This window comes from Pseudomonas sp. TE21435, from assembly GCF_056279265.1.
This window is the reverse complement of record NZ_JBWBQZ010000001.1, coordinates 3,830,540-3,854,187: the sequence shown is the minus strand read 5'-3', so window position 1 is coordinate 3,854,187 and position 23,648 is coordinate 3,830,540. Positions and strand designations below refer to the sequence as shown.

Here is a 23,648-nt window from a genome sequence, read left to right as displayed (position 1 = left end):
GTGGTCCGATCATCGGCGGATTCGCGAACTGAGCATAGCCCCCTGAAAGGAGTTTCCATGTCCCTCAGCGAAAAACAGAAAATGCTGGCAGGCCAGCTCTACCATGCCGGCTGCCCCGAGCTGCAAGCCGAGCAGGCGGCCAACCGTCAGTGGATGCACCGTTACAACGGCAGCGTCGAACAACCCAACGAGACGCGCCATGATTTGTTGAAGGCGCACTTCGCCAACGTGGGCGAAGGCGTGGTGATCCGTCCGCCGTTCCACTGCGACTACGGCTACAACATCAGCGTGGGCGCCAACACCTTCATGAACTTCAACTGCGTGATCCTCGACGTGCTGCCGGTGCGCATCGGCGCCGACTGCCAGATCGCCCCGGCGGTGCAGATCTACACCGCCGACCACCCGCTGGACCCGGCGCTGCGCCGCAGCGGCCTGGAAAGCGGGCGGCCGGTGATCATTGGCGACAATGTCTGGATCGGCGGCGGGGCGATCATCCTGCCTGGGGTGACCATCGGTGATAACGCCGTGGTCGGCGCCGGCAGTGTGGTGACCCGGGATGTGCCGGCCGGGGCGGTGGTGGTGGGTAATCCGGCGCGGGTGCGTCAATCGATCCAGGGGCAATAGCAGCCGACCGCCAGGGTATTCGAGGCCTGCACCCGACGCCCTTGTGCCAGCGCCTTGAGGATCGGCTCGATGAAACTGTTGCTCGAGTTGCACACCGCGCCTTCGCTGTAGGGGCCGAAGTAGGCGAGGTTGCCGTCGTGGTCCCAGATCGCCACGGCGGGGCTGGCGGGCAGGTGCTCGCTGCCGGGCAGGCTGGCCAGGGGCTTCAGTGTTCCCAGGTTGGCCGGCAGTTGGCCATGGCTGCCAGGCTTTTGCACGACATGGAAACTGACCCCGAGCGGCGCGAAGTGCTCGACCAGCTCGCCCAGGTGCTGCTGGTTGCCGACATTGCACGGGCAGGCCGGGTCCCAGAAGTGCACCACGCGGATCGGGCCCGGGCCGGCCAACTCGGCTGGGAGGCGCAGTTGGCTGCCGTCGAAGAAGGTGGCCTGGTTGTCGAACGGACGCAGGTAGCGGGACTGGAAGCTGTCGTAGGCCCACCAGGCGGTGGCAGCGCAGAGCAGCAGGGCAAGGAATATCAGAAGTCGCTTCGCCATAGGGGCCTTGCGCGATGCTCGTGGGAGCGGGCTCGCATTGTTCGTCGGAGGAGGGCCAAGCTTGCCATGACGCGGCCCAGAGCTGAATATCGCAGATCAATACTTGCTTCACTCTGGATGTACCGATGCCCGCCAGTTTCCACCCCGACCTGCTGCGCGCCAGCCTGTCGCCCCTTGCCGATCGCCACCTGCTGTCCACCCAGGGCCAGGCCTACCAGGGCTTCTACGGCCTGGGCCTGTCCGCACACAGTTGGCTGGGCGGCTTCCAGGTGGCAGGCTTCGACCTGGTCGGCCAGGTCTGGCTGCCCGAACGGCCACAGGCGACGTTGTTCCTGTTGCATGGCTACTACGATCACATGGGGCTATACCGTCATGTGATCGAATGGGCCCTGGGGCGCGGCTACGCCGTGATCGGCTGCGATCTACCAGGTCATGGTCTGTCCAGTGGCGAACGGGCCAGCATCGATGATTTCAGCATCTACCAGCAGGTGCTCGAGGCGTTGTTCGAACAGGCCCGCGTGCTCGACCTGCCACGGCCCTGGCATCTCTGTGGCCAAAGCACCGGTGGGGCGATCGTGGTCGACCATCTGTTGCACCAGGGCGAAAGCAGCCCTGTCGACGGCGAGGCAATCCTGTTGGCCCCCCTGGTGCGCCCGCGCGCTTGGCGCTGGTCAAAGCTGAGCTATTGCGTGCTGCGCCACTTCGTCAATGGCATCGAGCGGCGCTTCAGCGAAAACACCAACGACCCGGGCTTCCTGCCTTTTCTCGAAGCTGACCCGCTACAGCCACGGCGCCTGCCGACCGCCTGGGTCGGTGCGCTGATGAAGTGGGTCCGGCGCATCGAAGCCGCGCCCCGGAGTACGCGGCGGCCGCTGATCGTGCAGGGCGAGGCGGACGGTACGGTAGATTGGCCGTACAACCTCAAGGTGCTCAAGGCCAAGTTCGCAGAGCCGCAGATCCTCATGCTGCCTGAGGCGCGGCACCACCTGGCCAACGAGCTGCCTGGCATCCGCCAGCGCTACTTCGAGTTCATCGGCCAGCGCCTGGACTGACTTACTTCAGGTTGGCGGCGTTCTGGCCCACGGCCAGGGCGGCGCGAATCGCGGCCACCGCGGCCTTGTAGTAGGCCTGGCCGTCCGTCGATTCGGCGAAGGTGGCGAACTGCTCGAGCTCAGCGTCGGACAGGTCGCGATAGACGTACAACAACGTGTTGTTCAGGTCCTCGCCCACTTGGCTCATCAAGCGCTGGCGTTGGCCATCGAGCAGGTTCTGGGCCTGGCCGCCGCCGAACAGGCCGGGCAGCATCGAGCTCAGGCTGTCGGCCGCCACGCCGGCGATCGCCAGGCTGACCTCGGCGCCGGCCTCGCGGGCGGGCAAGGCCTGGGCCAGGTGGCCGACGATCAGCACGCGGTTGTCGCTGGCCTGGATCTTCGGCAGGCCCTTGGCGTGCTTGGCCAGTTGGTCCTTGCGTGTGGCAAGCAATTCGGCGGCCACGACCTTGCGCCCCAGCGGCGACTGGAAGAAGGCCAGCGCCGGCGAGGGGTTGGGCAGGTTGGCGCGCAGTTGCGCCTGGGCCCGTTGGTCCATGGCCTGGGCTTGGAACCGTTGGTTGCTGTTGTTGACCAGGGCCTGGTAAACCGCAGGCGGCAAGCTGTTGCGGTAGCGCTGTTGGGCGGCGCTCACGGCATCGTTGAAATGGGCGCGCTGGTCGGGCCAGCCAGCGACCTTGTACAGCTGATCGAGGGTGTCTGCCCAGACAGGCATGGTGCAGATCATCAGCAGAAGCAGGGAAAACAGACGGCGCATTCAGGACTCCTGTCGGCAGGCCGCTATTGTCCTTGGCGTGGCGGGGCTTTGTCGAGTCGCCAGCGGCGCTTCCTGACCAAGTGGCGCTGTGCGAGCGCTGGCCGAATGGCTATGATGCGCCATGCACATTCCTTCCGAACATCCGCTGCTGTCGACCATTGTCGATGACCTGGCCACCCGTGGCTGGTCGCAGCAATCTCTTTTCCTGCCCGACGAACTGTCGCGCGCGCTGGCGGCCGAATGCCGCCGTCGCTACGCCGAGGGTGAGCTGAACCCCGCCGGCATAGGGCGTGGCGCCGCGCAGGAGATCCGCGAGGCGATCCGTGGCGACCAGATCCAGTGGATCGACCCCGGTGAGTCGGAGGTCTGCGACCGCTACCTGGGGGCGATGGACAGCCTGCGCCAGGCCATCAACCAAGGGTTGTTCCTGGGGCTCGAGGACTTCGAGTGCCACTTTGCCCTGTATCCGCCGGGCGCCTTCTACAAGCGCCATCTCGACCGCTTCCGCGACGATGACCGGCGCATGGTGTCGGCCGTGCTGTACCTCAACGAGGGCTGGCAGCCGCAGGACGGTGGACAATTGCGCATGTTCCTGAAGGGCGATGTCGAACACGACGTGGCGCCGTTGGCCGGTAGCCTGGTGGTGTTCCTGTCGGGTGAAGTCCCGCACGAGGTACTCCCGGCAGGGCGTGAACGCCTGTCGTTGACCGGTTGGTTCCGGCGCCGTGGCAATGAGCCGTTCTGAGCTGGTGAAGGTGCTGGTCAGCGCCTGCCTGCTGGGCCAGCCGGTACGCTATGACGGGCGTGCCAGCGGCCATCCCGACGTATTGCAGCGTTGGCAGGCAGAAGGCAGGGTGGTGCCACTGTGCCCGGAGGTTGCCGGTGGCTTGCCTACACCACGACCGCCTGCGGAGATACCCGGTGGGCAGGGCGGGGCGGTTCTGGATGGGCAGGCACAGGTGCTGACGGTGACCGGCGCCGATGTCAGCGGCGCCTTTCTCGCCGGGGCCCGCGTGGCGCTGGAACTGGTGCGTCGGCATGGCATCCGTGTGGCGGTCCTCAAGTCGGGCAGCCCCTCGTGTGGCAATCTGCAGACCTACGACGGCAGTTTCAGCGGTGTGAAGGTGGCGGGTGAGGGCGTGACCACGGCCTTGTTGCGGCGCGAAGGGGTGCTCGTGTTCAGCGAGCTGGAGCTGGAAGACGCGCAGCGAGCGTTGAGCCAGATCTGATCGCGGGACAAGCCCGCTCCCACGCGATGCTGATCATGACGGCATTGCGTGGGAGCAGGCTTGCCCCGCGATGCGGTGTTACTGTCCGGCGCTTGCCTGCTTGGTGCCCTTGAGCCATTTGCTTTCCAGGTCAGCCAGGCGGCCATCGTCCTCGATCCGTTGCAGGGCATTGCTCACAGCCGTCTCGAAGGCTGGATTGCCCTTCAGGTACGGAATCACCAGTTTCTGGCTGGCGAGAGTCCGAATGGTGTCGAGTTGGTCGCTCGGTTCGATGCCTTGCTTATTGAAGGCCATGTCGAACTTGCCGCTCTCCACCCCAGGCAGCACCTCTTCGGCTGGGGTCTCGACGAACTCGGCCCGCACATCCAGCTCCTTGGCCAGGGCCTGGCCCAACTCGATCTCGAAGCCGGTCAGGTGTTCGTTTTCCTTGAACGCATAAGGTGGTGAATCGCTCAGCACGGCAATGCGCAGTTCGCCACGGTCGTTGATTTCGTCGATCAGTTCGGCCTGGGCCAGTGGGCTGAACAATACCGCCAGCAGAATGCCAATGGTCAAACGCATGAGTGCCCCTTCTTGTTCGGCAGGTGAATGTCATTCGCCGAGGCTTTCTTTTCTGCCGCGGTCGAACGCAGCCTATGACCGTGTAGCCGCGTTAATGTTTACGCCGGCCTGAAATATTTCTGCCCCTGTTTTTGAACCTCTGCCTGGCTGGTTGGACTATGGTGAAGTACCGCTGTGCTTCGTTTAAGTGATAGCGGTCAATTGAAGTGAATCACAGGAGAAGTGAATGAAAAGCCTATTTTCGCGTGCTGCCGTCGCCGGTTTGCTGATGGGGGCGTCGGTGTTCGCCAGTGCCGCGGATGCGCTGAAGAGCCAGCAGCCACCGGAGGGCGCCAAGGTCTTCATCGTTTCCCCCGCCGACGGGGCCACGGTCGACAAGACCTTCACCGTCAAGTTCGGTATCGAGGGCATGGGCCTCAAGCCTGCGGGTGACCAGACTCCGCACACCGGGCATCACCATCTGCTGGTAGATGTGGACAAGGCGCCGGTCGCCGACATGCCGTTGCCGACCAGCCTGATGCCGGAGAACAACGCACCCCTGCCAGCTGGCCCGCAAGTACTGCACTTCGGCAAGGCACAGACCGAGGCGACCATCACCCTGACGCCGGGCAAGCACACCCTGCAACTGGTGCTGGGCGACATGTACCATGTGCCGTTCAAACCGAACGTCGAGTCGCAGAAGATCACCGTCACCGTCAAATGACGCTTGCTCTGTAGACGCACGCAACGAAAAAGGGAGGCCGCCAGGGCCTCCCTTTCTCATGCAGCCGGCAAACTTAGAACAGTACGCGCGAGCGAATAGTGCCCTTCACATGCTGCAGTTTTTCCTGGGCCAGGTCGGAGTACTCGGCATCGACGTCGATGACCACGTAACCCACTTTCTCGTCGGTCTGCAGGAACTGACCGGAGATGTTGATACCGTTCTCGGCGAACACTTTGTTGATCTCGCTGAGTACGCCCGGGATGTTTTCGTGGATGTGCAGCAGGCGGTGCTTGCCTGGGTGGGCCGGCAGCGCGACTTCCGGGAAGTTGACCGACGACACCGAGGTACCGTTGTCGCTGTACTTGACCAGCTTCTCGGCCACTTCCAGGCCGATGTTGGCCTGGGCTTCGGCGGTGGAACCACCGATGTGCGGGGTCAGGATCACGTTGTCCAGGCCACGCAGCGGGCTTTCGAACTCTTCGTCGTTGGAGCGTGGCTCGACCGGGAACACGTCGATGGCGGCGCCGATCAGGTGCTTGTCCTTGATTGCGGCGGCCAGGTGGTCCAGCTCGACCACGGTACCACGGGCGGCGTTGATCAGGATCGCGCCCTTCTTCATCGCGCGGATTTCCTTCTCGCCGATCATCCACTGGGTGGATGGCAGCTCGGGCACGTGCAGCGAGACGATGTCGGCCAGGCCCAGCAGCTCGTTCAGGCTGGTGACCTGGGTGGCGTTGCCCAGCGGCAGCTTGGTCAGCGGGTCGTAGAAGTAGACCTGCATGCCCAGGCTTTCGGCCAGCACCGACAGCTGGGTACCGATCGAGCCGTAGCCGACGATGCCCAGTTTCTTGCCGCGGATCTCGAAGGAGTTGGCCGCGCTCTTGATCCAGCCACCGCGGTGGCAGGAGGCGTTCTTCTCGGGGATGCCGCGCAGCAACAGGATGGCTTCGGCCAGCACCAGTTCGGCCACCGAACGGGTGTTGGAGTACGGCGCGTTGAACACCGCGATGCCGCGGTTGCGGGCCGCGCTCAGGTCGACCTGGTTGGTGCCGATGCAGAAACAGCCGACCGCGACCAGTTTCTTCGCACAGTCGAAGACCTCTTCGGTCAGCTGGGTGCGCGAGCGGATGCCGATGAAGTGGGCATCGGCGATCTTTTCCTTCAGCTCTGCATCCGGCAGCGAGCCGGTGAGGTACTCGATGTTGCTGTACCCGGCAGCCTTGAGGATATCCACCGCATTCTGGTGGACGCCTTCAAGAAGAAGGAACCTGATCTTGCTCTTGTCGAGAGAAGTCTTGCTCATCTGCGTAAACCTGTATCCCGGAGAAAAATGGCGAGGGGGGTGAAGCGGCGCGGCGTCGGCCTTAGCACGAACAGCGGGAGGGCTATGCTAGCATACGCGACACAATCTGAGCCCATCCCGACAGGTGAAGCGTGCTCAGGGTGACTATGAATAAGTCGAGAGTTCCAGCGATGACCCAGTCCGTGGTAATTGATGAACTGATGACCCTGGTCGACCCTGGCAAGGTCCTCACCGACCCTGCCTCGCTCGACGCCTACGGCAAGGACTGGACCAAGCACTACCCGCCTGCGCCAAGCGCGATCGTCTTCCCCAAAACCATCGATCAAGTCCAGGCCATCGTGCGCTGGGCCAACCGGCACAAGGTCGCCTTGGTGCCATCGGGCGGGCGTACAGGATTGTCGGGCGCTGCCGTGGCCGCCCATGGCGAGGTGGTGGTCGCCTTCGACTACATGAACCAGATCCTGGCCTTCAATGAGTTCGATCGAACCGTCGTGTGCCAGCCGGGCGTGGTGACCCGCCAGCTTCAGCAGTTCGCCGAGGACCAGGGGCTTTACTATCCGGTGGACTTCGCCTCCTCCGGCTCCAGCCAGATCGGCGGCAATATCGGCACCAATGCCGGCGGAATCAAGGTGATTCGCTACGGCATGACCCGCAACTGGGTGGCTGGGCTGAAGGTGGTCACCGGCAAGGGCGAGCTGCTCGAGCTGAACAAGGACCTGATCAAGAACGCCACCGGCTACGACCTGCGCCAACTGTTCATCGGCGCCGAAGGCACCCTGGGGTTCGTGGTGGAGGCGACCATGCGCCTCGACCGTGCGCCGCGCAACCTTACGGCGATGGTGCTGGGCACGCCTGACTTCGACGCGATCATGCCAGTGCTGCACGCCTTCCAGGGCAAGCTCGACCTCACCGCATTCGAGTTCTTTTCCGACAAGGGCCTGGCCAAGATCCTCGCCCGGGGCGATGTGCCCGCGCCATTTGAAACCGACTGCCCGTTCTATGCCCTGCTGGAGTTCGAAGCCAGCACCGAGGAGGTGGCCAACGAGGCGCTCGCCACCTTCGAGCACTGCGTCGAGCAGGGCTGGGTGCTGGACGGGGTGATGAGCCAGAGCGACACCCAGCTGAAGAACCTGTGGAAGCTGCGCGAGTACCTGTCCGAGACCATCTCCCACTGGACGCCCTACAAGAACGACATCTCTGTCACCGTCTCGAAAGTGCCGGCGTTTCTGCGCGACATCGATGCCATCGTCGGCGAGCACTATCCGGACTACGAGGTGGTCTGGTACGGCCATATCGGCGACGGCAACCTGCACCTGAACATCCTCAAGCCCGACCACATGAGCAAGGACGACTTCTTCGCCTCCTGCGCCAAGGTCAACAAGTGGGTGTTCGAGATCGTCGAGCGTTACAACGGCTCGATCTCCGCCGAGCACGGCGTGGGCATGACCAAGCGCGATTACCTGGGCTACAGCCGCTCACCGGAAGAAATCGCTTGCATGAAGGCGATCAAGGCGGTGTTCGACCCGAACGGCATCATGAATCCGGGTAAGATCTTCGCTCCCGAATAAAAAGCAGTGTTCACAGGAGTCGGCCATGAGTTACCAGCACCAGTACGTAGACGGCACGCGCATCCACTTCCCGCTGGGCAAGGTGGTGTGCATTGGCCGCAACTACGCCGAGCATGCCAAGGAACTGGACAACCCCATCCCCAGCGAGCCGCTGCTGTTTATCAAGCCCGGCAGTTGCGTGGTGCCCCTGGAAGGTGGCTTCAAGATTCCGACCGAGCGTGGCTCGGTGCACTACGAGGCGGAAATCGCGGTGTTGCTGGGCAAGCCGTTGTCGACCAAGCCGACCGAGGAAGAGGTGCTCGACGCCATTTCCGGCTATGCCCCGGCTTTGGACCTCACCCTGCGCGACCTGCAGAGCAAACTGAAGGAAAAGGGCCTGCCGTGGGAGCTGTGCAAAAGCTTCGATGGTGCTTGCGTGCTGCCGCCTTTTGTCTCGGCAGGCGCCTTCGAGGATGTGAAGGACATCGGTATACGCCTGACCATCAACGGCGAGGTGCGCCAGGACGGCAACAGCGCGATGATGCTCAACCCCATCGTGCCGATGATCCAGCATATGGCCGCGTGCTTCTCGTTGCAGGCGGGTGATGTGATCCTCACCGGCACTCCGGCGGGTGTGGGGCCGTTCGAGGTTGGCGACGAGCTGGTGCTGGAGCTTCCAGGCGTCAGCCGGTTCGAGAGCCGGGTGCTCTGAGCCGAAGGTTCGCGCCTTTCCTGGAAAAAGTGCAGAGACGTTTACCGTTTTTTCACACCCTTTGCGGATAATGCGCGAACCTACGCCTATCCTCAGGACCCTTGCATGCCCTCTCCCTCCCGCGCTTCCGTGTCTCCCAAGCGCCCCTTTTACCGGCGCTGGCCGTTCGGCCTGGCAGCAGCTGCGGTTATTGGCTACGGCGTCATTTCGGCCATGCACTGGGATGACCGTGGCCTGCTGTGGATAAAGGAAGGTTTCGAAAGCCAGGCTGAACGCCAGGAAAGCATCTGGCTGCCCAGCTACGTGGTCGACATCGATGCCAAGCCGTTGCCCGGTATGGAGCGTGACGAGGCGTCGGACCTGGCGTTCAACCCGCACACCCGGTCGTTGTTCGCAGTCATGGGCAAGCACCCGTTCCTGGTCGAGCTCACCCTCGATGGCGATGTGTTGCGCAAGATCCCCCTGGTGGGTTGGTCCAATCCGGAAGGGGTGGCGGTGCTTGAGGATGGCCAGATCGCCATCGTCGATGAGCGCAACCATGACCTGACACTGGTCAAGGTGGATGCCGGTACCACGTCGCTGAACCGCGCCGACTACCAGCCCTACGACCTGGGCGACGCTGATGAAGGCAACAAGGGCTTCGAGGCCATTGCCTGGGACCTGATGCGCCAGCGCCTGGTCATCGGCGCCGAGCGGCCGCCCAGGATGTTCATCTGGAACACCGATGGGCGCAACCCGCTCAAGGGCCAGAAGCAGCCGCTGGCCAGCGACGAACTGGATCTGCGCAACTTGTCCGCGCTGGGTATCGACCCGCGCACAGGGCATCTGCTGGCATTGTCGGCAGACTCCAACATGCTGCTCGAGCTTGACGAAAAGGGTGAGCAGGTCAGCTTCATGACCCTGCTGGGCGGCTTCAATGGCCTGGCTGACACCATTCCCCGGGCCGAGGGAGTGGCAATGGACGACCAGGGCAACCTGTACATGGTCAGCGAGCCGAATCTGTTCTATCGCTTCAAAAAGAACTGACCGATCAGACATTTCTGATGGTGGCATTAAGCTTTGCTTCAGTTGATAGTGGTTAGCTACGCGCTCCTATTGCCGAGTCCGCCCGCATGCGCCGCCACGTTCGCCTGATCTTCGTCTTCTTCGTGTTTGTCTGCCTGCTCGTGCTGGGGGCTGCCGGGCACGAGTTCCGCATGTTCGAGCGGGGCTGGTTCAACCTCAAGACCTGGTGGCAGCCGGCTGAGCAGAGCATCGGCCTGGATCGTTACCAGGTGGTGCTCGAGGCCAGGCCTATCGAGGGCCTGGACGACGACATCTCGGCGTTGACCTACGACCCCGACCGCAAGAGCCTGTTCACCGTCACCAATGCCCGGTCGGAGCTAATCGAGTTGTCACTGGATGGCCGTATCCTGCGCCGTGTCCCGCTGACCGGCTTCGGCGACCCCGAGGCGGTGGAGTACGTCGGGCCCAACAGCTACGTGATCACCGATGAGCGCCAGCAGCGGCTGATTCGTGTGCGCCTGGACGATGACACCCTGTTCCTCGATGCCGCCGACGCCGAGCAGTTGTCCCTGGGCATCGGCCTGAACGGCAACAAGGGGTTCGAGGGGCTGGCCTACGACTCGGCAGGCAAGCGCCTGTTCGTGGCCAAGGAGCGGGACCCGATGATGATCTACGAGGTGCACGGCTTTCCCCACGACAATCCCGACAAACCCTACGCCGTGCATGTGGTGCAGGATCGCAAGCGCGACCGGCGGTTGTTCGTGAGGGACCTGTCGAGCCTGCAGTTCGACGAACGCAGCGGGCACCTGCTGGCGCTGTCCGACGAGTCGCGGCTGGTGCTGGAGCTTGATGTGAAGGGGCGGCCGCTGAGTACCCTGTCATTGCGCAAGGGGTTCCAGGGGTTGAAGCAGACCGTGCCACAAGCTGAGGGGATTGCGATGGACGATGCCGGGACCATCTATCTGGTCAGTGAGCCGAACCTGTTCTATGTGTTCAAGCAGCCTTGATGGGTTGAGGATGGCCCTTGCTTCGCCGGTGTTCGCTGGCAAGCCAGCTTCCACAAGGTAGTGCGGACCCTGTGGGAGCTGGCTTGCCAGCGATTCGAGGGCGCAGCTCTCGCTGGCGATTACTCGGCCTTCAGGCTCTTCACGCCTTCAGCGGTCCCCAACAACAGCACATCCGCCGGCCGCGCCGCGAACAGACCATTGGTAACCACGCCGACGATCGCGTTGATCTGGCTTTCCAGCTCCACCGGGTTGGTGATCTGCAGGTTGTGCACGTCGAGGATGACGTTGCCGTTGTCGGTTACCACGCCTTCGCGATAGACCGGGTCGCCGCCCAGCTTGACCAGCTGGCGCGCCACGTGGCTGCGGGCCATCGGGATGACCTCGACCGGCAGAGGGAAGGCACCCAGCACCGGCACCAGCTTGCTGGCGTCGGCGATGCAGATGAAGGTCTTGGCCACTGCCGCGACGATCTTCTCGCGGGTCAGGGCCGCGCCGCCGCCCTTGATCAGGTTGAGATGGGCATCGCTCTCGTCGGCGCCGTCCACGTAGAACTCCAGCTCGCTGACGCTGTTCAGCTCGTACACCGGGATGCCATGGCCCTTCAGGCGCTGGGCGGTGGCCTCGGAGCTGGCGACGGCGCCGTCGAAGGCGGTCTTGTGCTGGGCCAGGGCGTCGATGAAGAAGTTGGCGGTCGAGCCTGTGCCAACGCCGACGACGCTTTTCTCATCCAGTTTCGGCAGGATGAGGTCGACGGCGGCCTGGGCGACGGCCTGTTTGAGTTGGTCCTGGGTCATGCGGGCTCCGGGAGGGGCAGGGCGGATATCGAAAGTTGCCTAGTATAGCGGCTCCGGCGGCTTTGCTGTGGTCGCCCGACGTGGCGCTGCGGTAGACTCCCAGCCCTTGTCCCGCGGCCCAGTGATGCTTTCCGATGCTCGAACAGTACGTCAAGAAGATCCTCACCTCGCGCGTCTACGACGTTGCTGTCGAAACCCCGCTGCACACGGCCGGGCAACTGAGCAAGCGCCTGGGCAACACGGTGCTGCTCAAGCGCGAGGACCTGCAGCCGGTGTTCTCGTTCAAGATCCGCGGGGCCTACAACAAGCTGGCGCAACTGAGCGCCGAGGAGCTGGCCCGTGGCGTGGTCACCGCCTCGGCCGGCAACCATGCCCAGGGCCTGGCACTGGCGGCGCGGGAGCTGGGTATCAAGGCGACCATCGTCATGCCCAAGACCACCCCGGAGATCAAGATCGAAGGCGTGCGCTCGCGTGGTGGCAAGGTGTTGTTGCATGGCGACAGCTTCCCCGAGGCGCTGGCCTATTCGCTGAAGCTGGTGGAGGAGAAAGGTTTCGTCTACATCCACCCCTACGACGACCCGCACACCATTGCCGGGCAAGGCACGGTGGCCATGGAGATCCTGCGCCAGCACCCGGGCCAGCTCGACGCGATCTTCGTGCCGGTCGGCGGCGGCGGTCTGATCGCCGGTATCGCCGCCTACGTGAAGTACCTGCGTCCGGAAATCAAGGTCATCGGCGTCGAGCCGGACGATTCCAACTGCCTGCAAGCTGCCATGGCCGCCGGTGAGCGCGTGGTGCTGCCGCAGGTCGGGCTGTTCGCCGACGGCGTGGCGGTGGCGCAGATCGGCCAGCACACCTTCGATATCTGTCGTCATCATGTGGATGAAGTGATCGCCGTCAGTACCGACGAGATCTGCGCCGCAATCAAGGATATCTACGACGATACCCGCTCGATCACCGAACCTGCTGGTGCTCTCGGTGTTGCCGGGATCAAGAAGTACGTCGAGCTCAAGGGTGTGGCCGGGCAGACCCTGGTGGCCATCGACTCGGGCGCCAACGTCAACTTCGACCGCCTGCGGCATGTGGCCGAGCGCGCCGAGCTGGGCGAGAAGCGCGAGGCGATCATCGCCGTGACCATTCCTGAGCGCCCAGGCAGCTTCAAGGCCTTCTGCGAGGCTATCGGCAAGCGCCAGATCACTGAATTCAACTACCGCAAGCACACTTCTGACGAGGCGCACATCTTCGTCGGCGTGCAGACTCACCCGGAAACCGACCCGCGTGCGGCATTGGTACAACAGCTGACGGAGCAAGGTTTCCCAGTCACAGACCTGACCGACAACGAACTGGCCAAGCTGCATATCCGCCACATGGTGGGTGGCCACTCGGCCGGCGCCAGCGATGAGATGGTGCTGCGCTTCGAGTTCCCGGAGCGGCCCGGTGCCCTGTTCAACTTCCTCAACAAGCTGGGCGGGCGTTGGAACATCTCGATGTTCCACTACCGCAACCACGGCGCCGCCGACGGGCGCGTGGTCGCGGGCCTGCAGGTGCCGGAGGAAGAGCGTCACCTGGTGCCGGCAGCCCTGGCCAAGATCGGCTATCCATACTGGGACGAGACCGAGAACCCGGCTTACCGGCTATTCTTGGGCTGAACACGCTTCACCTCGCGGGAGCGGGCCTGCCCCGCGATGAGGCCGAAAGCGAAAAAGCCTGCTGAAGGATGATTTTCACATGGAACACCTGACCACCCTCAAGACCCTGCACATCCTCGCCACGGCCCTGTTGCTGCTTGGCGCCCTGGGCCTGGCGGGCTGGACCTGGCATGCCCGGCGCAAGGGCGACACCGAGGCCTATGGCAAGTTGTTGCGCCGCCCGCTGGTGTTCGTCTGGCTGCTGATGGGGCTGTGCCTGCTGAGCATGCCGTTCACCGGCTGGTGGCTGGTGCACCTGGTCGGCTGGCCGCTGGGGCAGACTTGGGTGCTGGCCTCCAGCGTCATCTATACCCTTGGCGCGTTTGCCGTGTGGTGGCTGGTGGCGCGCCTCAACCGGCTGCGCAAGGCCGAAGCCGTCGGCTTGAAGTTCACCTTGGCGCTGGCGGTGTTCAGCGGTGTGTGCTTCCTGTCCATCGCCGGCCTGATGGGCGCCAAGCCGGTCTGATGACACCCGCCAGCCCGCTCCCATTGGTAAACCTTGGGGGCGGGCGGGGCCCGCGAGGGGTTAACGCAGTCGCGTCACCTTGCCTTCATGCAAACCCTGTATACCAGTGCCACGCCCGGTGTGGCGACGCTCGCCCAATACGCAGTCTTCACCTCGCCGCACATAAGCGTGGCGGGCGCGTTGCTGCGCGCTCAGGCTTTGTGGAACAATGCGGCGACATGCGTTTGCGAGGTTGCTGCCGTGATCGACCCGGATGGTTTTCGCCCCAATGTCGGGATCATTCTCACGAATGATGCCGGGCAGGTGCTATGGGCTCGGCGGATCAACCAGGATGCCTGGCAGTTTCCACAGGGGGGTATCAACCCTGACGAAACGCCGGAAGATGCCCTGTACCGCGAGCTGAACGAAGAAGTAGGCCTGGAACGCCAGGATGTGGAAATTCTTGCCTGCACCCGTGGCTGGTTGCGTTATCGTTTACCCCAGCGCCTGGTGCGCACCCACAGCCAGCCGTTGTGTATCGGCCAGAAACAGAAGTGGTTCCTGCTACGCCTGGTGAGCAATGAGCAACGGGTGCGCATGGACCTGACCGGCAAGCCGGAATTCGATGGCTGGCGCTGGGTCAGCTACTGGTATCCGCTGGGCCAGGTGGTGACATTCAAGCGCGAGGTATACCGCCGCGCCCTGAAAGAGCTAGCCCCGCGCCTGCTGACGCGCGACTGACGACGGAGTCCGACCCCGAGCCATGCTCAATACGCTGCGCAAGATCGTCCAGGAAGTGAACTCCGCCAAAGATCTCAAGACGGCGTTGGGGATCATTGTCTTGCGCGTCAAGGAGGCAATGGGCAGCCAGGTCTGCTCCGTCTACCTGCTCGACCCGGACACCAACCGCTTTGTGCTGATGGCCACCGAGGGCCTGAACAAGCGCTCCATCGGCAAGGTCAGCATGGCGCCCAACGAGGGCCTGGTCGGCCTGGTCGGCACCCGCGAGGAGCCGCTTAACCTCGAGAACGCCGCCGATCACCCCCGTTACCGCTACTTCGCCGAAACCGGCGAAGAGAAATTCGCCTCCTTCCTCGGCGCACCGATCATCCACCATCGTCGCGTGGTCGGCGTGCTGGTCATCCAGCAGAAGGAACGCCGCCAGTTCGACGAAGGCGAAGAGGCCTTCCTGGTCACCATGAGCGCGCAGCTCGCCGGGGTTATCGCCCACGCCGAGGCGACGGGTTCGATCCGTGGCCTGGGCCGTCAGGGCAAGGGCATCCAGGAAGCCCGTTTCGTCGGGGTGCCGGGTTCGCCGGGCGCGGCGGTCGGTCGATCGGTGGTGATGCTGCCGCCCGCCGACCTGGAGGTGGTGCCCGACCGCACTGTCGAGGACATCGACAACGAACTCAAGCTGTTCAACAACGCGCTCGAAGGCGTGCGCGAGGACATGCGCAAGCTGTCGGCCAAGCTCGCCACCCAGCTGCGCCCCGAAGAACGTGCGTTGTTCGACGTGTATCTGATGATGCTCGAGGACGCCGCCCTCGGTGGCGAGGTGGTCGAAGTCATCAAGACTGGCCAGTGGGCCCAGGGCGCCTTGCGCCAGGTGGTCGGCGAACACGTCAATCGCTTCGAGCTGATGGATGACGACTACCTGCGCGAGCGGGCATCGGACGTCAAGGACCTGGGCCGGCGCCTGCTGGCGTATCTGCAGGAGGCCCGTTCGCAGTCGCTGGTCTACCAGGACAACACCATTCTGGTCAGTGAAGAACTGACCCCCGCGATGCTCGGCGAGGTGCCGGAGGGCAAGCTGGTGGGCCTGGTTTCGGTACTCGGCTCGGGCAACTCCCACGTGGCGATCCTGGCCCGGGCCATGGGCATTCCCACGGTCATGGGGGTGGTCGACCTGCCTTACTCGAAGGCCGACGGCATCGAGATGATCGTCGACGGCTACAAGGGCGAAGTCTTCACCAACCCCGGCGAAGTGCTGCGCAAGCAGTACAGCGACGTGGTCGAGGAAGAGCGCCAGCTGGCCAAGGGGCTCGATGCCCTGCGCGAGCTGCCGTGCATCACCCCGGATGGCCACCGCATGCCGCTTTGGGTCAACACCGGCTTGCTTGCCGATGTTGCCCGCGCCCAGCAGCGCGGCGCCGAAGGCGTGGGCCTGTACCGCACCGAAGTGCCGTTCATGATCAACCAGCGCTTCCCCAGCGAAAAGGAGCAGTTGGCGATCTACCGCGAGCAGCTGCAGGCGTTCCATCCGCTGCCGGTGACCATGCGCAGCCTCGACATCGGCGGCGACAAGTCGCTGTCGTATTTCCCGATCAAGGAAGAGAACCCGTTCCTCGGCTGGCGCGGCATTCGCGTCACCCTCGACCACCCGGAAATCTTCCTGGTGCAGACCCGCGCCATGCTCAAGGCCAGCGAAGGGTTGAACAACCTGCGCATCCTGCTGCCGATGATTTCCGGCATCCACGAGCTCGAAGAAGCCCAGCACCTGATCCACCGCGCCTGGGGCGAAGTGCGCGACGAAGGCACCGATGTGCCGATGCCGCCGGTCGGGGTGATGGTGGAGATCCCCGCCGCGGTGTACCAGACCCGCGAACTGGCGCGCCAGGTTGACTTCCTCTCGGTCGGCTCCAACGACCTCACGCAATACCTGCTGGCCGTCGACCGCAACAACCCGCGGGTCGCCGACCTCTACGACTACCTGCACCCGGCAGTGCTGCAAGCTCTGCAGACCGTGGTCAGCGTGGCCCACGAGGAAGGCAAGCCGGTCAGTATCTGCGGCGAGATGGCCGGTGACCCGGCCGCGGCAATCCTGCTCATGGCCATGGGCTTCGACAGTCTGTCGATGAACGCCACCAACCTGCCGAAGGTGAAGTGGATGCTGCGCCAGATCAACCTGAGCAAGGCCAGGGAGCTGCTGGCCGATGCCATGAGTCATGACAACCCGCAGGTTATCCACAGCTCGTTGCAGCTGGCGCTGAAGAATCTTGGGCTGGCGCGGATGATCGGGCCGAACAAGACCCTCTGATTTGTGGCGTCTGGGCTGCCGGGCACGGCGTCCTCTGTAGGAGCGGCTTGAGCCGCGATGGAGGCAGCGCGGTATGTGGCACCCGCTTTGCGGGTGATCGCGGCTAAAGCCGCTCCTACAGAGGCCAGGTCAAGTAAATTGGGTCGGTGAACAGGCCGTTACAACACCTCAAACCTCCAGGCTAACCTCGCCCAGATGCCCCCCAAACGGCCCGAAACTGCGCTCGATCATGCGCCGACGGCCTTGGTCATCGACGATCAGCACCGTGCTCGCCCGCGTCCCGTAGTTCTGGCTGGCGATGAATACACTCGATAGCAGCCGCTCGGTGGCCAGCCCCACGCCGGTCTCGGGTAGTTCGCCGTCCGGCGCGGGCTGTGCATCACCCAGCAGCGTCAATAGTTGCTGTGGATCGGCGTTTTCGAGCAATTTCTCAAGCCCGCTGCGCGCTTTGATCAGCTTCGGCCATGGCGTATCCAAGCCGGCATTCGACAGCCCGTACACCCCCGATTCAAGCAGGCGTGGCGCCGGCTCACGGGCATGCAGGTAGCCCAAGCGCTTGTCATCGCCGACCAGCAGGTTGAACCCTGAATACTGGTCACTGCGGCTGGCTACCCGGTCCAGATAGGCCTCGACCCCCAGTTCGCCCTGCAGGTAGGCTGCCACCAGTTCACCGCGGGACCGCGGCCCCAAAGGCTGGCGTGGATCACGGATATTGGTCAGCGCCGCAAAACGCCCGTTCGGCCCGACACCCAGCCAGGTGCCACCGGCTTCCAGGTCACGCCCGGCGTGCACACCCGTCGCGTCCTCCCAGGCCTTCAAGGCCTGGGTCGGCCGCGCATAGAACTCATCGCGGTTGGCCGCGACGATCAGTGGCCGGGCTGTCCCCGGCCGCCAGGCGAATACGATCAGGCACATAGGTTGTCCCCTTGTGTATTGGGCCACTCTACCCGCGCCGCTGGCCGCTATCCATCTTCTGACACAGAGTTCACTAGAGCGCCGGGCGTGGGTTCCGTTACCATGCCGGATTGTTTTCCACTGGGGCCACGAATGGAATTCGCTCTCTATCTGCTGTTGGGCGCCTGCGCCGGCGTGCTGGCCGGGCTGTTCGGCGTCGGTGGCGGCATCATCATCGTGCCGGTGCTGGTGTTCAGCTTCACCTTGCAGGGCTTCGACCCTTCGGTGCTGACCCACCTGGCGGTCGGCACCTCGTTGGCGACCATCGTCTTCACCTCGATCAATGCCGTGCGCGAGCACCAGCGCAAGGGCGCGGTGCAATGGCCGATCTTCGCCTGGATGACCGTGGGCATCCTGCTCGGCGCGCTGGTCGGGGCCAAGACCGCCTCGCTGATCCAGGGCCCGATGCTGCAGAAGATCATCGGTGTGTTCGCCCTGGTGATCGCCGCGCAGATGGCCCTGGACCTCAAGCCCAAGGCCAGCCGCGGCATTCCCGGCAAGCCCGGATTGACCACCGCCGGTGGGGTGATCGGTTGGGCCTCGGCCATTTTCGGCATCGGCGGCGGCTCATTGACCGTGCCGTTCCTTACCTGGCGTAGCCTGCCCATGCAGCAGGCAGTGGCGACTTCGTCGGCCTGTGGCCTGCCGATCGCCCTGGCCAGTGCCCTGGGCTTCATGTGGCTGGGTTGGCATGAGGAGCATCTGCCGGCCCACAGCCTGGGCTACGTCTATCTTCCGGCGCTGGTCGGCATCGCTGCCACCAGCATGTTCTTCGCCCGCTACGGCGCGCGTCTGGCCCACAAGCTGTCGCCGCGCGTGCTCAAGCGTCTGTTCGCCGCACTGCTGTTCTGCGTCGGACTCAGCTTCCTTATCTGAACCTAGAGGAAAGACAATGCTGCCTTACCCGCAGATCGACCCGGTGGCCGTGGCCCTCGGTCCACTGAAAATCCACTGGTACGGCCTGATGTACCTGATCGGCATCGGCGGCGCCTGGCTGCTGGCCTCGCGCCGATTGAACCGCTTCGACCCCACCTGGACCCGCGAGAAGCTCTCCGACCTGGTGTTCTGGCTGTCGATGGGCGTGATCGTCGGCGGGCGCCTGGGTTACGTGCTGTTCTACGACCTGCACCAGTACCTGGCCAACCCGACGCTGATCTTCGAGGTATGGAAGGGCGGCATGTCGTTCCATGGAGGTTTCATCGGTGTGATGCTGGCCGCGCTGTGGTTCGGCAAGCGCAACAACAAGTCATTCTTCGAGCTGATGGACTTCGTCGCGCCGCTGGTGCCGATCGGCCTTGGCGCCGGGCGTATAGGCAACTTCATCAACGCCGAACTGTGGGGCAAGGCCACCGACGTGCCGTGGGCAATGATCTTCCCGCCGTTCAGCGACCCGGCGCAATTGCCGCGTCACCCGTCGCAGCTGTATCAGTTCGCCCTCGAAGGTGTGGCATTATTCGTCATCCTTTGGCTGTACTCGCGCAAGCCGCGCCCGACCATGGCCGTTTCCGGCATGTTCGCGCTGTTCTATGGCATCTTCCGCTTCATCGTGGAGTTCGTGCGCGTACCCGACGCCCAGCTTGGCTACATCGCCTTCGGCTGGTTGACCATGGGTCAGTTGCTCTGCGTGCCGATGATTCTCGGCGGCATCTTCCTGATCTGGTGGGCCTACAACCGCAAACCGACGGCCAAGGCCACCGTTTGATTTCCACGGCAGGGGCGATCCCCCTGCCGTTCTTGTTACAGGTAAGCCATGAAACAGTATCTAGATCTGGTCCGTGACGTCATCGACAACGGCACGCTGCAGGAAAACCGCACCGGTATCCGCACCATCAGCCTGCCTGGCGCGATGCTGCGTTTCGACCTGCAGAAGGGCTTCCCGGCCATCACCACGCGCAAGCTGGCGTTCAAGTCGGCGATCGGCGAGATGGTCGGCTTCCTGCGCGGCGTGAAGAACGCCGGCGAGTTCCGCGAGCTGGGCTGCAAGGTCTGGGACCAGAACGCCAACGAAAACGCCCAGTGGCTGGCCAACCCTTTCCGCCAGGGGCATGACGACCTCGGCGAAATCTACGGCGTGCAATGGCGCCAGTGGCCCGGCTACAAGCGCATACCGCTGAGCAACCCGGCCGCCATCGAGATGGCCGAGAAGGCCGGCTTCCGCCGTATCGCCCAGGACGAGGAGGACGGCCAGGCGTTCGTCATCCTCTACAAGGCCATCGACCAGGTGCGCCAGTGCCTGGACACCATCGCCAACGACCCGGGCAGCCGCCGCATCCTGTTCCACGGCTGGAACTGCGCCCAGCTCGACGAGATGGCCCTGCCACCGTGTCACTTGCTGTACCAGTTCCACCCGAATGTCGAAACCCGGGAAATTTCCCTGACCCTCTACATCCGCTCCAACGACCTGGGCCTGGGCACGCCGTTCAACCTCACCGAGGGCGCGGCGCTGCTGTCGCTGTTCGGCCGCCTGACCGGCTACACCCCGCGCTGGTTCACCTACTTCATCGGCGATGCCCATGTGTACGAGAACCACCTGGATATGCTGGGCGAGCAGATGAAGCGTGAACCGCTGGCGGCACCGAAGCTGGTGATCAGCGACCGCGTGCCGGCGTTCGCCGAGACCGGCAAGTACGAGCCGGAGTGGCTGGAGAAGATCGAGCCGAGCGACTTCTGGCTGGAAGGCTACGAGCACCATGCGCCGATGACGGCGCCGATGGCGGTCTGACAGACCTTCATCGCCTGAGCTTGAACAATCGCGGGGCAAGTCGCATCGGCGCACCGCCGCTCCCACGCAGGTTATGCACAGCCGGCGTGGGAGCGGCGGTGCGCCGATGCGACTTGCCCCGCGATGCTTTTGGTATCAATGCCCGTGGCTGCGCCCCACATGGGGATGCTCGATCTCCGGCACCGACACCGCCCCATTCGTCTCCAACTGCTGCAAGATCGCGCACTCCGCCCCCTGCGCATTGCACTGCTGCCGCAGTTCCACCAGCTGCGCCTGCAGCGCCACCAGCCCATCGATCCTCGCCTGCACATGCTCGATATGCTCGTCGATCAGCGCGTTGACGCTGCCGCATGAGCCGTCGGGGCTGTCGCGCAGGTTCAACAGGCTGCGGATTTCGTCCAGGGTCATGTCCAGGGTGCGGCAGTTGCGGATGAAGGTCAGGCGCTCGACGTGGGCCTGGGTGTAGAGCCGGTAGTTACCGTCGCTGCGGGCAGGTTCCGGCAGCAGCTGTTCGCGCTCGTAGTAGCGGATGGTCTCCACGGCGCAGTCGGTGGCCTTGGCCAGTTCTCCGATCTTCATGGCAAATCTCCTGCAAAGGGCTTGACCCTATAGTGGCTACAGGGTGTTCACTTGGCAACAACCCACTCTGTGGATCTCTACAGAGGCCAGCGCTCAGTTAAGGATGATTCCATGAACCAGCCTGTCAGCCCCGACCACAAGCATGATCACGCCCATGACCTCGATCATGGCCTCGATCATGGCCACGCGCCCCACGCCCACGGCTGCTGCGCCAGCAAGGCCGCCCCGGCCCTGGTGCAACTGACCGAAAAGGCCAGTGGCCAGGCGCAGCTCAGCCGCTTCCGCATCGAGGCCATGGACTGCCCTACGGAGCAGACCCTGATCCAGGACAAGCTGGGCAAGTTGGCCGGTATCGAGCAACTGGAATTCAACCTGATCAATCGTGTGCTCGGCGTGCGCCATACCCTCGAGGGCACCGCCGAGATCGAGCGGGCCATCGATAGCCTGGGCATGAAGGCCGAACCCTTGGCCGCCGAGGATGATGGCGCCGCCAGTGCGCCCCAGGCCAGCAAGACCCGCTGGTGGCCGCTGGCGTTGTCCGGTGTTGCGGCGATCGCCGCCGAAATCGTGCACTTCTCCGGCAAGGCACCGGAGTGGGTGGTCGCCGCGCTGGCCCTGGCGGCCATCCTCGGCTGCGGTCTCGGTACCTACAAGAAGGGCTGGATTGCCCTGAAAAACCGCAACCTCAATATCAATGCGCTGATGAGTATCGCCGTGACCGGCGCCGTGCTGATCGGCCAGTGGCCGGAAGCGGCCATGGTCATGGTGCTGTTCACCGTTGCCGAACTGATCGAAGCCCGTTCACTGGACCGCGCGCGCAATGCCATCGGCGGGCTGATGCAGCTGGCTCCGGACATGGCCACCGTGCAACAGGCCGATGGCCAGTGGCGCGAGGTCGAGGTGCGCGAGGTGGCAATCGGCGCACGGGTGCGGGTGCGCCCGGGCGAGCGTATCGGCCTGGACGGCGAGGTGGTCAGTGGCCAGTCCAGTGTCGACCAGGCGCCGATCACCGGGGAGAGCCTGCCGGTCGAGAAGGCGGTCGGCGACAAGCTGTTCGCCGGCACCATCAACCAGGCTGGCGCGATGGAATACTGCGTCACGGCCGCAGCCGGTCAATCGACCCTGGCCCGCATCATCAAGGCCGTCGAAGAAGCCCAGGGCGCCCGTGCGCCGACCCAGCGCTTCGTCGACCAGTTCTCGCGCATCTACACCCCCGTGGTGTTCGCGGTAGCGCTCGCCGTGGCGCTCATCCCGCCGCTGTTCATGGCCGGTGCCTGGTTCGACTGGATCTACCGTGCCCTGGTGCTGCTGGTGGTGGCCTGCCCGTGCGCGCTGGTGATCTCCACCCCGGTGACCATCGTCAGCGGCCTGGCCGCGGCGGCGCGCAAAGGCATCCTGATCAAGGGCGGTGTGTACCTGGAGGGCGGGCGCAAGCTGGACTTCCTGGCCCTGGACAAGACCGGCACCATCACCCACGGCAAGCCGGTGCAGACCGACAGCAAGGTGCTCGACCCACTGTTCGAAGGCCGCGCCCAGGCCCTGGCCGCGAGCCTGGCTGCCCGTTCCGACCACCCGGTGTCGGGTGCCATCGCCCTGTTCGCCAAGGGCCAGGATCTCGTTCTGAGCGAAGTCTCCGAGTTCGCCGCCCTGGCCGGTCGCGGTGTGCGCGGTGATATCGAGGGCCAGACCTACCACTTGGGCAACCATCGCCTGGTGGAAGAGCTCGGCCTGTGCTCCCCAGAGCTGGAAGCGCAACTGGATGTGCTGGAGCGCCAGGGCAAGACCGTGGTGCTGCTGCTCGACCGCTCAGGTCCGCTGGCGTTGTTCGCCGTGGCCGACACGGTCAAGGACAGCAGCCGCCAGGCGATTGCCGAGCTGCACGCGCTGGGTATCAAGACGGTCATGTTGACCGGCGACAATCCCCACACCGCCCAGGCCATTGCGGCCCAGGTGGGGATCGACCGCGCCGAGGGTAACCTGCTGCCTGCGGACAAGCTCGCCAGCATCGAGAACCTGTACGCCCAGGGGCATCGTGTCGGCATGGTCGGCGATGGCATCAACGACGCGCCGGCCCTGGCCCGCGCCGAGATCGGCTTTGCCATGGCCGCCGCCGGTACCGACACCGCCATCGAGACCGCCGATGTGGCGCTGATGGACGACGACTTGCGCAAAATCCCGGCCTTCGTCAGGCTGTCGCGCCAAAGCGCGGCGATCCTCACCCAGAACATCGTGCTGGCCCTGGGGATCAAGGCAATCTTCCTGGCTATCACCTTCGCCGGCATGGCCACCATGTGGATGGCGGTATTCGCCGACATGGGCGTGAGCCTGCTGGTGGTGTTCAACGGTCTGCGCCTGTTGCGCAAATAACGCCTGTGGCGTGAAAAAGAGGTTCTGCC

General features: G+C 64.2%; 24 protein-coding genes. 17 read left to right on the top strand and 7 right to left on the bottom strand.

The window, feature by feature from the left end; all coding sequences use genetic code 11:
- The first annotated feature begins 57 nt into the window (after window positions 1-57).
- Entirely contained in the window at window positions 58-624 is a 567-nt protein-coding gene (locus tag ACZ9C1_RS17430; protein WP_476254212.1) for a sugar O-acetyltransferase, read from the top strand.
- Here ACZ9C1_RS17430 and ACZ9C1_RS17425 read toward each other — a convergent pair.
- Window positions 603-1,160, bottom strand: coding sequence for a DUF6436 domain-containing protein (locus tag ACZ9C1_RS17425; protein ID WP_094010966.1), 558 nt, complete (start codon window positions 1,158-1,160; stop codon window positions 603-605). The two genes, ACZ9C1_RS17430 and ACZ9C1_RS17425, sit on opposite strands and share 22 nt — an antisense overlap.
- 125 nt (window positions 1,161-1,285) lie before the next feature.
- On the opposite strand from ACZ9C1_RS17425, the gene bipL reads away from it, so the two are divergent.
- Complete coding sequence (gene bipL / locus ACZ9C1_RS17420) at window positions 1,286-2,212, top strand: phospholipase BipL (RefSeq protein WP_476254211.1); 927 nt, start codon at window positions 1,286-1,288, stop codon at window positions 2,210-2,212.
- Window position 2,213: 1 nt separating this feature from the next.
- Here the strand turns inward: bipL and ACZ9C1_RS17415 are convergent, their stop codons facing one another.
- Window positions 2,214-2,966 (bottom strand): DUF2059 domain-containing protein, encoded by a 753-nt coding sequence (locus tag ACZ9C1_RS17415; protein ID WP_139674339.1) that lies wholly within the window; start codon window positions 2,964-2,966, stop codon window positions 2,214-2,216.
- Between the two features lie 121 nt (window positions 2,967-3,087).
- Between ACZ9C1_RS17415 and ACZ9C1_RS17410 the strand changes: the two genes are divergently transcribed.
- Window positions 3,088-3,711: a 2OG-Fe(II) oxygenase gene (locus ACZ9C1_RS17410; RefSeq protein ID WP_046853760.1), complete on the top strand. Its 624-nt coding sequence runs from the start codon at window positions 3,088-3,090 to the stop codon at window positions 3,709-3,711.
- Window positions 3,698-4,195: a 2-thiouracil desulfurase family protein gene (locus ACZ9C1_RS17405; RefSeq protein WP_476254210.1), complete on the top strand. Its 498-nt coding sequence runs from the start codon at window positions 3,698-3,700 to the stop codon at window positions 4,193-4,195. The genes ACZ9C1_RS17410 and ACZ9C1_RS17405 overlap by 14 nt, the downstream gene beginning before the upstream one ends.
- Window positions 4,196-4,273: 78 nt before the next feature.
- On the opposite strand, the gene ACZ9C1_RS17400 is transcribed toward ACZ9C1_RS17405, so the two are convergent.
- Complete coding sequence (locus ACZ9C1_RS17400; protein WP_139674334.1) at window positions 4,274-4,756, bottom strand: transporter substrate-binding domain-containing protein; 483 nt, start codon at window positions 4,754-4,756, stop codon at window positions 4,274-4,276.
- 226 nt (window positions 4,757-4,982) lie between these two features.
- Between ACZ9C1_RS17400 and ACZ9C1_RS17395 the strand changes: the two genes are divergently transcribed.
- Window positions 4,983-5,459 carry a DUF4399 domain-containing protein gene (locus ACZ9C1_RS17395; RefSeq protein ID WP_476254209.1) on the top strand — a complete coding sequence of 159 codons (477 nt, stop codon included), beginning with the start codon at window positions 4,983-4,985 and terminating at the stop codon, window positions 5,457-5,459.
- A 73-nt stretch (window positions 5,460-5,532) separates the two neighbouring features.
- Here the strand turns inward: ACZ9C1_RS17395 and serA are convergent, their stop codons facing one another.
- Window positions 5,533-6,762 (bottom strand): phosphoglycerate dehydrogenase, encoded by a 1,230-nt coding sequence (gene serA, locus ACZ9C1_RS17390; protein ID WP_110697229.1) that lies wholly within the window; start codon window positions 6,760-6,762, stop codon window positions 5,533-5,535.
- Between the two features lie 170 nt (window positions 6,763-6,932).
- Here serA and ACZ9C1_RS17385 point away from each other — a divergent pair, with 170 nt between their 5' ends.
- The 4 genes from ACZ9C1_RS17385 to ACZ9C1_RS17370 all read left to right on the top strand — a co-directional run bounded on the left by ACZ9C1_RS17385 (window position 6,933) and on the right by ACZ9C1_RS17370 (window position 11,033).
- Entirely contained in the window at window positions 6,933-8,330 is a 1,398-nt protein-coding gene (locus ACZ9C1_RS17385; protein ID WP_110697231.1) for an FAD-binding oxidoreductase, read from the top strand.
- A 25-nt stretch (window positions 8,331-8,355) separates the two neighbouring features.
- A complete protein-coding gene (locus ACZ9C1_RS17380; RefSeq protein WP_046853765.1) occupies window positions 8,356-9,021 on the top strand; it encodes a fumarylacetoacetate hydrolase family protein in 666 nt (221 codons plus the stop codon).
- Between the two features lie 105 nt (window positions 9,022-9,126).
- A complete protein-coding gene (locus ACZ9C1_RS17375) occupies window positions 9,127-10,047 on the top strand; it encodes an SdiA-regulated domain-containing protein (protein WP_277502286.1) in 921 nt (306 codons plus the stop codon).
- 86 nt (window positions 10,048-10,133) lie between these two features.
- On the top strand, window positions 10,134-11,033 hold the full coding sequence (locus tag ACZ9C1_RS17370) for an SdiA-regulated domain-containing protein (RefSeq protein WP_277502285.1): 900 nt from the start codon (window positions 10,134-10,136) through the stop codon (window positions 11,031-11,033).
- A 119-nt stretch (window positions 11,034-11,152) separates the two neighbouring features.
- Here ACZ9C1_RS17370 and rpiA read toward each other — a convergent pair whose 3' ends face one another.
- Window positions 11,153-11,827: a ribose-5-phosphate isomerase RpiA gene (rpiA, locus tag ACZ9C1_RS17365; RefSeq protein WP_038707000.1), complete on the bottom strand. Its 675-nt coding sequence runs from the start codon at window positions 11,825-11,827 to the stop codon at window positions 11,153-11,155.
- 134 nt (window positions 11,828-11,961) lie between these two features.
- Between rpiA and ilvA the strand changes: the two genes are divergently transcribed.
- From ilvA to ptsP, 4 genes are all read left to right on the top strand, one after another.
- Complete coding sequence (gene ilvA, locus ACZ9C1_RS17360; protein ID WP_476254208.1) at window positions 11,962-13,476, top strand: threonine ammonia-lyase, biosynthetic; 1,515 nt, start codon at window positions 11,962-11,964, stop codon at window positions 13,474-13,476.
- A gap of 79 nt (window positions 13,477-13,555) precedes the next feature.
- Complete coding sequence (locus ACZ9C1_RS17355; RefSeq protein ID WP_267302592.1) at window positions 13,556-13,981, top strand: DUF2269 family protein; 426 nt, start codon at window positions 13,556-13,558, stop codon at window positions 13,979-13,981.
- 240 nt (window positions 13,982-14,221) lie between these two features.
- The gene (locus tag ACZ9C1_RS17350) at window positions 14,222-14,701 is read left to right on the top strand and encodes an RNA pyrophosphohydrolase (RefSeq protein WP_028688498.1); all 480 of its coding nucleotides are present in this window, start codon (window positions 14,222-14,224) and stop codon (window positions 14,699-14,701) included.
- Window positions 14,702-14,723: 22 nt separating this feature from the next.
- The gene (gene ptsP / locus ACZ9C1_RS17345) at window positions 14,724-16,997 is read left to right on the top strand and encodes a phosphoenolpyruvate--protein phosphotransferase (protein ID WP_046853769.1); all 2,274 of its coding nucleotides are present in this window, start codon (window positions 14,724-14,726) and stop codon (window positions 16,995-16,997) included.
- 168 nt (window positions 16,998-17,165) lie between these two features.
- Here ptsP and ACZ9C1_RS17340 read toward each other — a convergent pair whose 3' ends face one another.
- Window positions 17,166-17,912 carry an NRDE family protein gene (locus tag ACZ9C1_RS17340; protein WP_457378479.1) on the bottom strand — a complete coding sequence of 249 codons (747 nt, stop codon included), beginning with the start codon at window positions 17,910-17,912 and terminating at the stop codon, window positions 17,166-17,168.
- Window positions 17,913-18,044: 132 nt separating this feature from the next.
- Between ACZ9C1_RS17340 and ACZ9C1_RS17335 the strand changes: the two genes are divergently transcribed.
- From ACZ9C1_RS17335 to ACZ9C1_RS17325, 3 genes are read left to right on the top strand one after another with little or no spacing between them, the layout of a single operon-like run.
- Complete coding sequence (locus ACZ9C1_RS17335) at window positions 18,045-18,827, top strand: sulfite exporter TauE/SafE family protein (protein WP_102684728.1); 783 nt, start codon at window positions 18,045-18,047, stop codon at window positions 18,825-18,827.
- 16 nt (window positions 18,828-18,843) lie between these two features.
- The gene (lgt, locus tag ACZ9C1_RS17330; RefSeq protein WP_102684727.1) at window positions 18,844-19,653 is read left to right on the top strand and encodes a prolipoprotein diacylglyceryl transferase; all 810 of its coding nucleotides are present in this window, start codon (window positions 18,844-18,846) and stop codon (window positions 19,651-19,653) included.
- Between the two features lie 48 nt (window positions 19,654-19,701).
- Window positions 19,702-20,673, top strand: a complete 972-nt coding sequence (locus ACZ9C1_RS17325; RefSeq protein ID WP_046853772.1) for a thymidylate synthase — start codon at window positions 19,702-19,704, stop codon at window positions 20,671-20,673.
- A gap of 135 nt (window positions 20,674-20,808) precedes the next feature.
- Here the strand turns inward: ACZ9C1_RS17325 and cadR are convergent, their stop codons facing one another.
- Window positions 20,809-21,252 (bottom strand): cadmium resistance transcriptional regulator CadR, encoded by a 444-nt coding sequence (gene cadR / locus ACZ9C1_RS17320; protein WP_476254207.1) that lies wholly within the window; start codon window positions 21,250-21,252, stop codon window positions 20,809-20,811.
- 111 nt (window positions 21,253-21,363) lie between these two features.
- On the opposite strand from cadR, the gene ACZ9C1_RS17315 reads away from it, so the two are divergent.
- Complete coding sequence (locus tag ACZ9C1_RS17315) at window positions 21,364-23,619, top strand: heavy metal translocating P-type ATPase (protein ID WP_476254206.1); 2,256 nt, start codon at window positions 21,364-21,366, stop codon at window positions 23,617-23,619.
- Window positions 23,620-23,648 lie beyond the last annotated feature (29 nt).